11 protein-coding genes, 3 pseudogenes and 1 other annotated feature are annotated in these 15,011 nt (G+C 62.4%); of the genes and pseudogenes, 9 read left to right on the forward strand and 5 right to left on the reverse strand.

The window, feature by feature from the left end; all coding sequences use genetic code 11:
- The coding region (locus WG622_RS18895) for an NADPH-dependent FMN reductase (protein ID WP_339404860.1) at positions 1 to 577 on the forward strand (577 nt) is incomplete at its 5' end.
- A gap of 143 nt (positions 578 to 720) precedes the next feature.
- On the opposite strand, the gene WG622_RS18900 is transcribed toward WG622_RS18895, so the two are convergent.
- Together WG622_RS18900 and WG622_RS18905 are read right to left on the reverse strand one after the other, a co-directional pair.
- On the reverse strand, positions 721 to 1,065 hold the full coding sequence (locus WG622_RS18900) for an EthD family reductase (protein WP_082850982.1): 345 nt from the start codon (positions 1,063 to 1,065) through the stop codon (positions 721 to 723).
- A gap of 19 nt (positions 1,066 to 1,084) precedes the next feature.
- Positions 1,085 to 1,738 (reverse strand): zinc-binding dehydrogenase, encoded by a 654-nt coding sequence (locus tag WG622_RS18905; protein WP_339404861.1) that lies wholly within the window; start codon positions 1,736 to 1,738, stop codon positions 1,085 to 1,087.
- Between the two features lie 331 nt (positions 1,739 to 2,069).
- Between WG622_RS18905 and WG622_RS18910 the strand changes: the two are divergent.
- The 5 genes and pseudogenes from WG622_RS18910 (at position 2,070) to WG622_RS18930 (ending at position 6,643) form a co-directional block, all read left to right on the forward strand.
- Positions 2,070 to 3,336 (forward strand): annotated as a pseudogene (locus WG622_RS18910) (IS3 family transposase).
- Positions 2,351 to 2,469: a sequence feature (AL1L pseudoknot), on the forward strand. (Overlaps the previous pseudogene by 119 nt.)
- A gap of 39 nt (positions 3,337 to 3,375) precedes the next feature.
- Positions 3,376 to 3,600, forward strand: a complete 225-nt coding sequence (locus tag WG622_RS18915) for a TRAP transporter large permease subunit (protein WP_269084725.1) — start codon at positions 3,376 to 3,378, stop codon at positions 3,598 to 3,600.
- Positions 3,597 to 4,421: an SDR family oxidoreductase gene (locus tag WG622_RS18920; RefSeq protein ID WP_067919702.1), complete on the forward strand. Its 825-nt coding sequence runs from the start codon at positions 3,597 to 3,599 to the stop codon at positions 4,419 to 4,421. Before WG622_RS18915 ends, WG622_RS18920 begins: the two co-directional genes overlap by 4 nt.
- On the forward strand, positions 4,418 to 5,161 hold the full coding sequence (locus tag WG622_RS18925; RefSeq protein ID WP_292305141.1) for an SDR family NAD(P)-dependent oxidoreductase: 744 nt from the start codon (positions 4,418 to 4,420) through the stop codon (positions 5,159 to 5,161). The genes WG622_RS18920 and WG622_RS18925 overlap by 4 nt, the downstream gene beginning before the upstream one ends.
- A gap of 90 nt (positions 5,162 to 5,251) precedes the next feature.
- Positions 5,252 to 6,643, forward strand: coding sequence for a hypothetical protein (locus tag WG622_RS18930; RefSeq protein WP_292305140.1), 1,392 nt, complete (start codon positions 5,252 to 5,254; stop codon positions 6,641 to 6,643).
- A 99-nt stretch (positions 6,644 to 6,742) separates the two neighbouring features.
- On the opposite strand, the gene WG622_RS18935 is transcribed toward WG622_RS18930, so the two are convergent.
- Positions 6,743 to 7,348 carry a recombinase family protein gene (locus WG622_RS18935; RefSeq protein WP_339404863.1) on the reverse strand — a complete coding sequence of 202 codons (606 nt, stop codon included), beginning with the start codon at positions 7,346 to 7,348 and terminating at the stop codon, positions 6,743 to 6,745.
- A gap of 94 nt (positions 7,349 to 7,442) precedes the next feature.
- On the opposite strand from WG622_RS18935, the gene WG622_RS18940 reads away from it, so the two are divergent.
- The 3 genes from WG622_RS18940 (at position 7,443) to WG622_RS18950 (ending at position 13,544) form a co-directional block, all read left to right on the forward strand.
- Positions 7,443 to 10,331, forward strand: a complete 2,889-nt coding sequence (locus WG622_RS18940; RefSeq protein ID WP_292305139.1) for a Tn3 family transposase — start codon at positions 7,443 to 7,445, stop codon at positions 10,329 to 10,331.
- 175 nt (positions 10,332 to 10,506) lie between these two features.
- The gene (locus WG622_RS18945) at positions 10,507 to 11,511 is read left to right on the forward strand and encodes a TAXI family TRAP transporter solute-binding subunit (RefSeq protein WP_339404862.1); all 1,005 of its coding nucleotides are present in this window, start codon (positions 10,507 to 10,509) and stop codon (positions 11,509 to 11,511) included.
- Positions 11,512 to 11,630: 119 nt separating this feature from the next.
- Positions 11,631 to 13,544, forward strand: a complete 1,914-nt coding sequence (locus WG622_RS18950; RefSeq protein WP_157791679.1) for a TRAP transporter permease — start codon at positions 11,631 to 11,633, stop codon at positions 13,542 to 13,544.
- 200 nt (positions 13,545 to 13,744) lie between these two features.
- Here WG622_RS18950 and WG622_RS18955 read toward each other — a convergent pair.
- Both WG622_RS18955 and WG622_RS18960 read right to left on the reverse strand, forming a co-directional pair.
- A pseudogene (locus WG622_RS18955) lies at positions 13,745 to 14,631 on the reverse strand (Tn3 family transposase); the annotation flags it as partial.
- A gap of 55 nt (positions 14,632 to 14,686) precedes the next feature.
- Positions 14,687 to 15,011, reverse strand: a pseudogene (locus tag WG622_RS18960) (TniQ family protein); the annotation flags it as partial.

Below are 15,011 nucleotides of genomic sequence, written 5' to 3' on the forward strand. Positions count from 1 at the left end.
TAAGGAGCGGAAAATGCCCAAAAAGACAGTCCTCTTCATGTCGGGAAGCAGCCAGGTCGGCTCGTCCAACTGGCGGATGGTCGGCGCCGCTGCGGCCCTTGCGGACCGCGACATGGCGGATGCCTTCACGGCGGTCACGCTGAACCTTGCCGAATATGAGCTGCCGGTTTTCATCGAGGGTCAGCCCGGACCCGTACTGGACGATGCAGCGAAGCTTCGCAAAGCCGTGGCCGCGGCAGACGCCATCTTCATGAGCTCCGATGAATATACCGGCGCGTTCTCCTCGGTGTTCCGCAACGCCGCTGGCTGGATCGGGCATGACGTGGACGGCGCGGGCAACCTGTTCCAGGGCAAGCTGATCACCCTGTGCGGCGCGCCGGTGGGCGGCGTGGGCGCGCTGCGCGGCCACCCGGCCCTGCACCAGTTCCTGCTGGAGCTTGGCGCAAACGTCTATTCGCAGAAATTCGAACTCGGCTCGACCTCAAGGATCTTCCGCCAGGACGGAAGCCTGTCGCCCGCCGTCCAGAAACAGCTGGCCGAAGGGGCCTTTGCCCGGCTGACGGGTGAGATCGCCTGACCAAAGGCCATGCCGGATCGCCGATGGTCCCTCGTCACACCGGGTGATTCTATAATGGCATCATAATTCGTATTGCGAATGGGAAGCGGGCCGGCGACGTGCCAAACGCACCGGCCCGGCCACGCCAAACCTGTCCGAACACGTCAGTCGATCAATACGGTGTCCTGCACCTCGAAACGCAGCACTTCCTCGGCAAAGTTTTCCAGATCCCGCGCCGCCGCCGCGCCCTCGGGCGAACCGACCGCCGGCCCGACATCCGCGTCCGATGCAAACCCAAGCGTGGCAAAGCCGATCACCTCGCGCCCGCCGGGCGAGCGCAGCGCCTGCGCCCCGTCCAGGATGGAGATCGAGTAATGGACCAGCCCCGGCAGTTTCGCCGCAATGGGCGCATGAATGCCCGTCCAGTAGGCTATGAAGTCATCCCGTTCAATGCCGTCTTTCGCGGCCAGAAAACTTGTCCGTTTGACATCCTGTCTCTCCGATCCGATACGGGCCGCGCGGGCCGCGTCAGTCCTGCATCATCCGCAGCACGGGCTTCACCACGCTGCCGTCTTCCATGGCGTGGATCGCCTTGTTGATCCGTTCGAACGGGTAATGCGCGATGATCTTCTCCACCGGAAGCTGACCCTTGCGGTAATACTCGATCAGCTCGGGGATGAAGTCCGGCGGGTTGCTGTCACCCTCGATCACGCCGCGCCAGGACAGACCGGCCCCGACCATGTAACGCGCCTCCACGCTGTACCGGGTGCCGGGCGCCGGGGCGGCGACAAGCGCCAGCATGCCGCGCTTGCGCAGGGTCTGACTGGCCGTGTCCACCACGGTGGGAATGCCGGTCGTGTCGAGACCGCAATGATACCCGCCCCCGCTCGCCTCGCGCAGCTTCCCGACAAGGTCGGGATCGTCGCCGCGAAAGGCATGGGTCGCCCCCAGCTCGCGCGCCAGCGCCAGCCGGTTCTCCGCCAGATCGACGGCGCAGATGTTCGTACAGCCCGCAATCGCCGCCCCCATGAGCGAGGACAGCCCGACCGACCCCGCACCGAACACAACGAAACTGTCGCCCGCCTGTGGCCGGATCGCGTTGAGCCCCGCGCCAACGCCGGTCTGGATGCCGCATCCCAGCGGGGCAAGCACATCCAGCGGCAGGGCCTTGTCGATCTTCACCACGTTGCGCCGATGAGCCAACTGTCGCTGCAAAACTACGCAGCGATCGGCGGTCGGTTGGTATCCTCTCCTGCCGGGAAGAGGCGGGGTCACACACGTCGATCCAGTCTTTCGCAACATCGACGCCGATGTAGGTTTGGGGCAAAGTCACTGTCCTGTCCTTGATATTCGGGGTCGGCACTACGGGCGCCCCTTGCAACTGTTCAGGTTCAAATGGCGACGGCGCAAATGGGCCCCTTGCTACTCAGCGGGATCTACCTCCCCGGGATGGAACGGGGTCCCACCTGCGTTCCCAGTATGCCCGACCTTGAACACACAAGGATGGAGCATCATGAGCAAGACCACGAACAAATTTTCCCCTGAAGTCCGCGAGCGCGCGGTGCGGATGGTTCTCGGCAACGAGGGCGAGCATGGCTCTCGCTGGCAGGCGATCACATCGATCGCAGCGAAGATCGGCTGCTCGGCGACCACGCTGAACGACTGGGTCAAGAAGGCCGAGGTCGACAACGGCAAGCGTTCAGGCGTCCCCAGCGAGATGGCCGAGAGAATGAAGGCGCTGGAGCGGGAGAACCGCGAGCTGCGCCAAGCCAACGAGATCCTGCGCAAGGCGTCGGCTTATTTTGCGATGGCGGAGCTCGACCGCCGGTCGAAGTGATGGTGGATTTCGTTGAAGCGCATCGCGATGCGCATGGGGTCGAGCCGATCTGCACGGTGAGCCGCCGAAGGCGCCACCGGTCCGAGCCCGGCGGCGAACGCCGATTGCCCCCTCCACCTACTATTCTCACTTGGCGAAGCGGGCTGACCCGGCGCGGCAGTCTGACCGCGCCCGTCGTGATGCCACCCTGCGGCCCGAGATCGAACGCGTCTGGGAGGAGAACTATCAAGTCTACGGCGTCCGCAAGGTATGGCGCCAGCTTGTCCGGGAAGGGTTCGATGTCGCTCGTTGCACTGTGGCAAGGCTTATGAATGACATGGGTATTCAAGGCATTATCCGCGGCAAGCCACATCGGACGACGATCCCGGACAAGAAGACCCCGTGTCCGTTGGACAAGGTAAACCGTGAGTTCCGCGTTCCGGCACCCAACATGCTCTGGGTGAGCGACTTCACCTACGTCGCCACCTGGAAGGGCTTCGTCTATGTCGCCTTTGTCATCGACGCCTACGCGCGCAAGATCGTCGGCTGGCGCGCCAGCACGTCAGCGCAGACAGGTTTCGTCTTGGATGCACTGGAGCAGGCAGTCCATGACCGAAGGCCGACAAAGGCCATGGGGTTGGTTCATCATAGCGACCGCGGATCGCAATACCTGTCCATTCGCTACACCGAGAGGCTGGGCGAAGCCGGTATCGAACCTTCCGTGGGGAGCGTTGGCGACAGCTACGACAATGCGTTGGCCGAAACCATCAACGGCCTCTACAAGGCTGAAGTCATCCATCGCCGCGGCCCCTGGCGCAGCTTCGAGGCCGTCGAATATGCCACGCTGGAATGGGTGGACTGGTTCAACAACCGCCGACTTCTCGAGCCCATCGGAAACATCCCGCCAGCCGAGGCTGAGGCCAACTTCTACGCAGCTCTGGAAACTGAAGAAATGGCCGCGTAACTAACCATAATTAGCCTCCGGCAAGCCCGGGGCGGTCCAATCTGGTTCGGCGTGTTCCTCGTGATCGTCGTCGAGGCGGGGATGATCACGCCTCCGCTCGGCATGAACATATTCGTCATACAGGCACAGGCATCGGACATTCCGCTGATCCGAATATATCAGGCGGTCATGCCCTATGTTGCCGGGCCAATCCTGCTGTGCCTGCTTCTGGTGATCTTCCCGGCAATCGCCCTGTTCCTGCCAGAAGTGTTGTTCGCACCATGACCCAAAGCTCTTTTCCCTTCGATGGCGCGGTTGCGCTTGTCACCGGCGCGGCGTCCGGCATCGGTCAGGCGCTGGTCGCCGCCCTTCAGGCCCAAGGCGTGAAGGTGGCGGGCGCCGACCTGTCGGCCCCCGCTGGCCCGGACCTCGCCCTCGCGCTCGACATACGGTCCCGTTCGGACTGGGCCGCCGCCGCCGACCGGGTCGGCGAAACCTTCGGCGGGGCCGATCTGCTGTTCAATGTCGCGGGCATATGCGCCTCGCCCCAACCCATCCATGAGGTCGAGCTGGAGACCTTCCAGCGCGTCCTCGACACCAATCTGGTGGGCATGTTCCACGGCACGCAGGTTTTCGTGAACCAGCTGCGCCGGACGGGCCGCTCGGCGCATATCGTCAATATCTGCTCGGTCTGCGGCCTGTTCTCGACCCCCGGCTATGCGGCCTATGCCGCATCCAAGACTGCCACCGTTTCGCTGAGCGAGACCGCGCGCAGCGATCTGGCCCCGCTGGGCATCGGCGTCACCGCCGTCTGCCCCGGCTACGTCAACACGGCCATCGCAAGCTCCGGTCAGGACAGCACGTCCGAGAACCGCCGACGCGTGGCCGAGATCATGGCCAATTCCATGCAGCCCGAAGAGGTGGCCCGCCGGATCATCGAGGCGGTGAGCCGCAACCTCCCCTACCTGCTGACCCATCCCGAATATGACCGCGTCATCGCCGCCCGTGCCGCCATGCTCGACGCGGCGCTCGTCACCGCGCGCGAACTCGATGCCGGGGGCCACCCCATCGACGACGTGACCCGGCTCGGGGGAAGCTGGCTATGACCCCCGGCCAGGCAGACATCCTGGGCGTGTCTTTCGGCGGCCGCCTCGTGGTCGTCACCGGCGGCGCGCGCGGACAGGGTGCGCTTCAGGCCCGGCATCTCGCGGCGCGGGGCGCGCAGGTGATCGTCGCCGACATCCTTGAAGACGAGGGCCGCGCCCTCGCGGATGAGATCGGCGCGCAATTCGCCCGCCTCGACGTGACCTCGGAAGCGGACTGGGCGGCGTTGCAGGCGCAATGCGGCGACCGGCCCCTGCACGGTCTGGTGAACAATGCCGGGCTCTACCGGCCAGAAACCATCCCCGACACCACGCCCGAGGATTTCGACCTGCAATACAAGGTCAACCAGTTCGGCACCTATCTGGGCGTGAAGTTCGCCGAAGCGGCGATGGGCCCCGAAGGCGGGTCGATCGTGAACATCTCGTCGCTTGCCGGGCTGCACGCCAGCAAGAGCATTGCCTATGTCGGAACGAAGTGGGCCGTGCGCGGCATGACCAAGACCGCCGCGCGCGAACTGGGCCCGCGCGGGATCCGCGTCAACTCGGTCCATCCGGGCATCATTCTCACCCCGATGCTGGACGCCTGGAGCGACGAGGACCTGAAGACCCGCACCGCTCAGGTCCCGCTTGGTCGCGCGGGATTGCCCGAAGATGTGGTCCATACGTTGCTGTTTTTACTGTCGGATTTCAGCCGCTACATCTCGGGGGCCGAAATCGCGATTGATGGCGGGTTGTCTGTCTAGACAATACCGGAAAGAATAGAGCCGCCGCACCGTCGATCAAACCGGGCGGTGCGTAGCGGTCGGTTCACCGGTATGAGGTAAGAGCATATCATGCCAGATACAGCCAGCCCCGGCCGACTGTCCACGATCGCATCGGCCGCATTGCTGGGCGGCACGATTTTCACCCTCGCGGACCTATTCAGCAACAATCACCTGTTCGCCGGAATCGCGATCACGCTGATCGTGTGCCACATCCTGATGCGTTGGCGTCATGTGCGCACCAACGCCAAGGTCCTGCTCCTGCTCGCCGCGCTGTCGGGGGCGCTGCTGGTCCTGACCGGGGGCGATCCGGGCAGCCTTGCCCTTGCAGCAAGCCGCGCGCTCTACCTTCCTGCCCTGCTGGCCGTCATGGCGATCCTGCGGGTGGCCGCGATGCGCTCGAACATCGTCAGTACCGCCGCCCATTTCGTGGTGGACCAGCCCCCGTCGCGGCGGTTCGCCCTGCTGGCCAGCGGCAGTCATATCTTCGGCATCCTGCTCAATCTCGGCGGCCTGCAGCTTCTGCTCGGGATCGCGCTGGCCGAACGTGACCGCGCCGCGCCCAGCCCCGACATCGCCGAAGTGCAGGGGCGGCGAATCACCAATGCGGTCCTGCGCGGCTTTGCCGCCACCATCCTGTGGTCGCCGGTCGGGCTGGCCATCAACATGCTCATCCCGCTGATGCCGACATTGGGATATGTGTCCTACCTGCCCTACGGCCTTGGCCTGATGGTGGTCTTCTTCGCCCTCGGCTGGGTGTTCGACCGGCTGGAGCGCCGTCCGCGCCGCACCTTCACCCCGTCGCCCCACAAGGGCGCGGGCCTCGCCATGGCCGCGCTGCTCGGGTTGCTCCTAGCGATCACCGGGCTGTCGGCACTGGCCGAGGCGGTGGTCGGCATTCCGATGCGGGCCGCGATCCTGATCGTCATTCCCGCCATGGCGGTGATCTGGGTCCTGCTGACCGAAGGCCGCCCCTTCTCGGGCAATCTCAAATCCCTTGCCCGCGACGGGTTCCGCGCACTGCCCGATTCAACCAGTGAAATCTGCCTGATCGGCGCCAGCGCCTTCCTCGGACTGACCGTGGTGGAAATGCTGCCCGCCGAAAAGCTTCGCATGCAGATCGAACATGTCTCGATCGGGCCGGGCGTCATCGCCTGCATCATCATCCTGCTGATGACACTGGTAAGCCAGCTTGGCCTCTCCCCCATGATCGGCGCGCTGCTGTGCTCCGGCGCTATCATCTCGTCCGGGATCGACATGCCGGAACTGATGCTGATGCTGGCCTTGATGTGCGGCTGGTCCGGCTCGATGCTGCTGTCCCCCTTCGCGTCCACTCTTGCCATCGCCACGGGGATGATCGGCAAGTCCCCCCGCGACGTGGGCCTGCGATGGAACGGGCCATTCATCCTGACCTATTACGTGATCGTCATGACCGCCCTGCTGATCGCGGGCGCGATGCTCTGACCTGCCGCTGGGGCAGCCTCTCATTCGTTTGAAGATTGCAACCGGGACCGTCAGCCCGAATTGACTGGGGTTTGCTCCGGCTGGGGGCAGAATGACACCCTAAGAGTTGTCCCTGTGTCGTTTCATTATGTCGAGCACGGTGTTTTTGCTGATACCAAGATCGCGGGCAATCCACCGATATGAGCGCCCCTCTGCCACAGCTTGAACGACTTTCGGTGCAAGCTTGTCGGATTTCGGTCGTTGTCCGGGTTGGCGCCCGAGCTTCTTGCCGCGTGCCCGGGCCGCAGCAAGGCCTGATTTGACGCGTTCGCTGAGCAAGTCGCGTTCAAATTGGGCAATTCCTGCCAGCATGGTCGCCATCATCCGGCCATGCGGCGTGTCCAGCTCGAAAGTCATGCCACTCATGGCGACGACCGAAACCTTCCAGCCAGCCAGCTTATTCAAAGTGTCCAACAGGTCTTGAGTGGAGCGGCCCCACCGGGACAACTCGCTGACAAGGATGGCATCTATCTGCCGCGCTTGAGCCAGATCGAGAATTCGGTTCCGGGCAACACGATTGGCGGAGGCACCCGAGGCCGTTTCTTTGAATACACCGATCACCTCATAACCGCCGCGTTCTGCGAAACCAGTCAGTTCCATCACCTGCCTTTCACACGACTGATCGGCGGTGGAAACTCTGGCATAGATGGCTGCGCGCTGTCCCAGTTGAACCTCCTTGGAATTTGAACTTGCAAGTCGTTAATTTTGCTGGTGCGAGGTATGTCCCGAACAGACATCTGATTAACAAGGACATTCCAGAATGCCAAGACGGTCCATCTTGACCGAGCGCCAGCGTTCGGCGCTTTTCGACCTGCCAACTGACGAGACCTTGATGTTGCGGCATTACACGCTGGCAGACGACGATATTGAACATATCAACGAACGGCGGCGGCCAGAGAACAAGATCGGCTTTGCACTTCAACTCTGTGTCCTACGCTATCCTGGGCGGCTGTTGTCATCTGGCGAGGTCATCCCGGAAAAAGTATTGCGTTTCATCGCGGCCCAGTTGGGTCTGATCGGCGACGAAGTCTTACCCTATGCTGCACGTCGGCAAACCCGTCAGCAGCACCTGCGCGCCCTGCGCCATATCTATGGCTTCAAGATGTTCTCGGGCCAAGGCGCGCGCAGTTTGAAGGCCTGGCTTGAGAATGAAGCGGAAACTGCCCGATCCAACGAAGATCTGGCGCGCCGATTTATCGAAGAGTGCCGCCGGTCGCAGGTGATCCTGCCCGGCATCTCTGTCATCGAACGGCTGTGCGCAGATGCTCTGGTTTCGGCTGAACGCCAGACCGAATGCCGGATCACCAACAGGATCGCCGATGAAATGAAAGAACGCCTGGACGCGCTGTTGACCGAGATCGTGGATGGTAATGTCACCCGATTCATCTGGCTTCGCCGTTTCGAGGCAGGCAGCAACTCGGCGGGAGCATCACGGCTTCTGGACCGGTTGGAGTTTTTGCAAGAATTGGGCCTATCACCGGACATTCTGTCCGACATACCGCCACATCGGATCACCCGCCTGCGCCGCCAGGGCGAGCGCTACTTTGCCGACGGTTTACGCGATATCACCAGTGACCGGCGCTTGGCGATCCTCGCTGTCTGTGCGGTAGAGTGGAAGGCTGCCATCGCCGATGCCGTGATCGAAACCCACGACCGGATTGTTGGAAAGACCTGGCGGGATGCGAAAAGGCTGTCCGACGCACGTATCGCGGATGCCAGATCTTCGCTGCGTGAGACACTGCTTTCCTTCAAGGATCTGGGTGCTGCCCTGCTGGAAGCCAAGGCAGATGGCGCGTCCCTTGATGCCGCCGTCGAAGTTGCGTGCGGCTGGTCTGAACTCGAAAGCATGGTGACAACCGCAGCCGAGTTGACCGACACGATGGCAGCCGACGCGTTGTCTCATGTCGCCCATGGGTATCATCGGTTTCGCCGCTATGCCCCAAGAATGCTGCGGGCACTCGATATCTGCGCCGCCCCGGTGGCGGCACCTTTAATGCAGGCAACTAAGGTCATCGCCGATGATCAAACCGACGCACTCCGCCAGGTTGGCTTCTTGCGCCGAACCTCGAAATGGCATCAACACCTCAATGCCCAGGACCCAGGTGACAATCGGCTCTGGGAGGTCGCTGTGTTGTTCCAGGTGCGTGAAGCGTTCCGATCCGGCGATATCTGGCTACCCCATTCCCGGCGTTACGCTGATCTGAAACAAGCTTTGGTACCGATAGAAACAGCCAAGGCGTGCCCGCGCCTGACGATGCCATTCGAGCCTGAGATCTGGCTCGATGTTCGCAAGGCAAGGCTGGCAGAAGGTATGAAGCGTTTGGCCAAGGCCACTCGAACCGGCGCGATTCCCGGCGGTTCAATCGAGAACGGCATTCTCAAGGTTGATCGTTTGACGGCAGCGATCCCGGCGGATGCTGATGGTATGGTGCTTGATCTTTATGGCCGCCTGCCCGCCGTTCGGATCACCGATCTGCTGCAGGAAGTTGATGACGATATCGGCTTCACCGAAGCCTTCACGCATTTGCGCACCGGCGTTCCCTGCAAGGATCGCATCGGGTTGTTAAACGTGCTGCTGGCCGAGGGATTGAACCTTGGCCTCAGTAAAATGGCCGAGGCGACCAGTTCACATGACTACTTCCAACTCTCGCGCTTGTCCCGGTGGCATGTTGAAAGCGATGCCATCAACAGGGCGCTCGCCAAGGTGATCGAGGCGCAGGCCAATTTGCCGATGGCGCAATTCTGGGGCGGCGGGATGACAGCTTCAAGCGACGGTCAGTTCTTTCCAACAACGCGGCATGGCGAGGCGATGAACCTCATCAATGCGAAGTATGGGCAGGAGCCCGGTTTAAAGGCCTACACCCATGTCTCTGACCAATTCGGTCCGTTTGCCACACAGAACATCCCTGCGACTGTAAGTGAGGCCCCATACATTCTGGACGGCCTACTGATGAACGAGGTGGGGAAGACGGTCAAAGAGCAATATGCAGACACCGGGGGGTTCACGGATCATGTCTTCGCGGCAACCGCGCTCCTGTCTTATCGCTTCGTTCCCCGCATCCGCGACCTGCCGTCAAAACGGCTCTATCTCTTCGACCCCGCTGCGACGCCGAAGGGAATCCGCGGGTTGGTCGGCGGAAAGATCAGAGAAAAGCTGATCACTGAAAACTGGCCGGACATTTTGCGCGCCGTCGCCACTATGGCGGCGGGTGTCATGCCACCCAGCCAGCTGTTGAGGAAGTTCGCATCGTATCCCCGTCAGCACGAGCTGGCTGTTGCCTTACGGGAGATCGGGCGCATTGAACGCACCCTGTTCATTATCGACTGGCTGCTTGACGCTGACATGCAGCGCCGCGCACAAATCGGCCTGAACAAAGGCGAGGCACACCACGCCTTGAAAAACGCCCTACGCATCGGGCGTCAGGGCGAAATCCGAGACCGAACCTCTGAAGGACAGCACTATCGCTTGGCCGGGCTGAACCTGCTGGCCGCGATCATCATCTACTGGAATACTAAGCACCTTGGACATGCCGTCACCACGCGAAAGCGGGCTGGTCTCGATTGTTCATCTCAACTCCTGGCGCATATCTCGCCCCTCGGATGGGCGCATATCCTGCTCACGGGCGAATACAGGTGGAAAAACCGATGACACCCAGCCTTAGGGTGTCATTCTGCCCCCAGCCGGAGCAGACCCCTTGACTCCAACTCGGGCTGCCTCTAAGTTGATGCGGTATTCGATGTTTGTTCGAATACCGGGCTCAATAGCCAGACCCGCTCCAAAGAGCGGGACAAGAACCGCAGTGGGTAGGGAGGATGTTGCCCCAATGATATTCCAGAAACTGACCGCCGCAGCGCTCGGCGTTGCCATGCTTGTGGGCGCCGCGCCCAAATCCGCCGAGGCCGATATCCTCGTGATGGGCGGCAACCCGGAAGGAAGCCTGTTCTACGCGCAGTCCCAGGCTATCGCCTCGGTCATTGGCCAACATACCGACGACCGCGTTGACGTGCTGCCGCAATCCCCGACGGTCTTCTTCCCGATGTTCGTCTCCAGCGAGGCCGATCTTGGCCTGTCGAGCCCGATCGAAGCCAACTTCGCCTTCCGCGCCGTCGGACCCTATGAAGGGGCCAATGGCGGCGAAGGGTATCCGATCTCCACGATCATGCTCGGCTCGCCGATCCGCCTGTCGCTCGTGGTGCGCGGCAGCTCGGACATCCAGAGCATGGCCGATCTGAAAGGCAAGCGCGTCGTGTCGAACTACGGCGCCTTCGCGGGGTCCTCGATCACCGCCGAAGCCGCGCTCGCCAATGCCGGCCTGACCGATGACGACATCGAAGTGGTCAGCGTCTCCAGCTATCCCGAAGGCGTGACCGCCGTGATCGAGGGCCGCGCCGACGCCGCCGTCGGCTCCATCGGCAGCGGTATCCTTCAGCAGCTCAACGCCGCCGAAGGCGCGCGCATCCTGTCGATCGACCCCTCGCCCGAAGCGATGGCCCGTTCGAAGGAAATCGGCAGCGCCTTCGTTCCGATCGAAGTGCCCGCGGGCATCGTCGGTGTCGACAGCGACATCCACGCGCTCAGCTATGCGACCACGCTCTACGGCCGCAGCGATCTGGCCGACGAAAAGGTCTCCGCGATCCTCGAGACCCTGTGGGAGCATTCCGAAGAGCTGAAGGCCATTCACCCGTCGCTCGCGACCTGGACGCCGGATCGGTTTGCCGACACCGCCGTCGTGGTCCCGTTCCACCCGGCCGCCATTGAATTCTTCAAGTCCAAGGGCGTGTGGACCGACGAGCTCGAAGCCCGTCAGGCTGAGATTTCGGCGAAATAACCCATGATGCGCCGGGCCCGTCCCGGCGCGACACAGCAACGGATCGCTCCGGCCAGATCTTGACGGCCGGGGCGATTCTCCCTGTAAGAGTCCACACGCCAATCGGAGGCCAGACACCCGTGCAAGAAAACAACAGGGTTCTGAAACGCCCGTATCGCTACGTCTACGAGGTCCTTGCGATCATCCTGCCCATCGCGGCACTGATCTATTCGCTTCAGCTGCTGCCGCGCTTCGGCATCATCATATACAAGGAACAATACCTGACGCTGTTCATCGCGATCTGCGTCGCGATCTCGTTCCTGGTCAAACCCTTCTCCAAGTCCCAGGTCCGCGAGACGCCGCCCTGGTATGACATAATCGGGGCCGTGCTGGCGCTGATCGTCGGGGGTTACATCTTTCTGAATTACGACGAAATCGTCCGCAGCCTTGGCCTCATCACCACCGACAAGGTGATCGTCAGCGTGATCGGTATCGTCCTGCTTCTCGAGGTGGCACGCCGCCATGTCGGCTGGACCATGGTTAGCGTCGGCCTTCTGGCGCTCGGATACGCCTATTTCGGTCACTACCTGTCGGGCATGTTCGAAACCCGCGTGATCCGCTGGGACCGGCTCGTCACCTATAACTATCTCGGAACCGGGGCGATCTTCGGCACGCCGGTCTATGTCGCGGCCACCATCGTCACCAGTTTCGTGGTCTTCGGACAGGTGCTGTTCCTGGTCGGCGGCGGCGATGCGATCTCTGATTTCGCCTTCGCCCTGATGGGCCGCCGCAAGGGCGGACCCGCCAAGGTCGCGATCATGTCCAGCGCGCTCTTCGGCTCGCTCTCGGGCAGCGCCTCGGCCAACGTGGCCACCACCGGGATGCTCACCATCCCGATGATGCGCAAGGTCGGATATTCGCCCGAACGGGCCGGCGCGGTCGAGGCGGTCGCCTCCACCGGCGGACTCGTCCTGCCCCCGGTCATGGCCGCCACTGGCTTTCTCATGGCCGAGTTCCTGGCCGTTCCCTATGCCACCGTGGCCATCGCGGCGGCGGTTCCGGCGCTCCTGTTCTACTTCTGCGTCTACCTTCAGGTTCACCTCGAAGCGGTGAAAGCCAGCATGGAAGGCGCCGACGCGACCGAGCTTCCGGACCTGCGCGATGCGGGCCGCCGGATGATCCCCGTGGCGGTGCCCTTCGCGATCCTGCTCTGGACGCTCTTTGGCTGGAACTGGAACCCGGCGGCCTCGGCCTTCGCGGCCAGCTTCGCCACGATCCTGATGTCGCTGGTCCTGCCCAGCATGCGCCGCCCGGCGCGTGCCTATGTCCGCACCTTCGTGGAGGCGGGCGAAGCCACGGTGTTCATCGCGATCATGTGCGCCATTGCCGGGATCGTCGTGGGCTGCCTCGGCCTGACCGGCCTTGGGTCGAGCCTGTCGCAGAACCTCATCGCGGCCTCGGGCGGCAGCATCTGGCTGCTCCTGATCTTCTCGGCCATCGGCTGCATCATCCTGGGGATGGGGGTGCCGGTGACGGCGACCTATATCATCCTCGTGATCCTGATCGGCCCGGCCTTCGAGCAGCTCGGCATCAACAAGATGGGCGCGCATATGTTCATCTTCTACTTCGGCACGCTGTCCTTCCTGACGCCGCCGGTCTGCCTGTCGGTCTTCGTGGCCGCGTCCATCGCGCGCTCCGCCCCGATGAAGACGGCACTCGAAGCGCTGAAACTGGCCGTGGTCGCCTATGTCATCCCCTTCGCCTTCGTCCTGAACCCGGCCTTCCTGCTGGAAGGAACGCTGGTCGAGATCGGCGCGGCCATCATCGGCGGCGTGGCTTCGGTCTTCCTGATCTCCGCCGGGCTGGTGGGATACCTGGCACGGCGCGTGGCCGTACCCCTGCGTCTGGCGGTGATCGTGATCGGGGTGGCGAGCTTCTTCCTGACCGGCCTGCACCCGGCCTTCGCCCTGCTGCCGCTGGGCATCGTGCTCCTGCTCTATGGCCAGCAAAAGCTCATGGGCGGCAGCGCGGCAGGCGCAGTGATCGGCAACTAGGCCCGAACGATATCCCGCTCCGGCGGGTCCGGAAAGCGGCGCCCCTCGCAAGACGGGCGCCGCTTTTGCATGAAGAGAAGAACCGCCCGGCGTCAGGGCGTCGCGAGGATCGCCTCCAGCGTCTTCTCGGGTTCGGTCAGCATCGACAGGTGACCGCCCGCGATGTTGGGGTCGATTCCGGTAGAGTGCAAAATAGGGCGTTAAGGGTTTTTGGGGGCTGTCGGCCGCCACCGGTATTCTCCCGTGAGGAGGATATGCGCCCATCCGAGGGGCGATATGTGCGGCAGGAGGGTCGCGGGGCTGTCAAGCCCATCACGCCGCCGCCGTTCGACGGCGATTCCGAGCTGTTTTGTATTCCAGTAGATGATGATAGCCGCGAGCAGGTTCAGCCCGGCGATGCGGAAGTGCTGACCTTCGATGGATCGATCACGGATTTCGCCCTGACGCCCAATTCGCAAGGCGTTTTTCAGGGCGTGGTGAGCTTCGCCCTTGTGAGGCCGACATTTGCCCGGCGTTGCATTTCGATATCGAGAACCCATTCGATGATGAAGAGCGTTCGTTCGATCCGCCCGATTTCCCGCAACGCAATCGCGAGGTCATGTTGCCGCGGGCGGGCGGCCAGGGCTTTCAGGAATTGGCTCGGTCGGATCCGCCCGGAAATCATCGTCGCGATGCTTCGAAGGATGTCTGGCCAGTTTGCGATGATCGTATTCTCCCGGATCCGGTCACCGGTCAGCCCGTTCAGATCTTTGGGAACAGCTTTCCGATCGAACACATGCAGCTTCTTGGACGTGAGATCCCGTATGCGTGGGCGGAACAGATATCCCAGTAGCGACGTTGTGGCAAAGACGAGATCCGTAAACTCGCCCGTATCGGCGTATTGTTCCCTGACCTTTTTGCCGGCCTCGTTCAGCAGGAGCCCATCCAGGATATATGGGGCTTCGTTCACCGTGGCAGGGATGACCTGGGTGGCGAACGGGCCGAACTGATCGGAGACGTGGGTATAGGCTTTCAGGCCGGGTTCGCTCCCGTATTTGGCGTTGATGAGATTCATCGCCTCGCCCTGTCGGGTCGTCGGGAAGAACTGCTGTCGCGTTGCCCTTAAATCTGAGACACGACGCGTTCGGGGATATTTTTTGCCCTTAATTATGAGATTCCACTGCCATCGCGCCTATGCTTTTCGCGCGCTGCCGGGCGATGTAATCGACCGCGGCAAGCAGACGTGGCTCCTTATCGAAGGCGCGCAATAGAGCAACCCTTGCATAGTCGTCGATGCCGGAGCTTGAGATGGCCGCTTTGACCAGTGGACGGGATTGGGCTGCATCAATTGCAGCAAGGCCAAACAGCCTTACTTCCAGCCTGTGGCCCTGAAGAGCGTATAACGGATCTCCGCGGAAGGCCTTTAATGATATGGCAAAGGTGACCGCGCGCATTGCGCGCCGAAATTGCTTGGAGCTGCGTAATCGC

Source organism: Cognatishimia coralii, assembly GCF_037478305.1.
GTDB classification, from domain to species: Bacteria; Pseudomonadota; Alphaproteobacteria; order Rhodobacterales; family Rhodobacteraceae; genus Cognatishimia; species Cognatishimia coralii.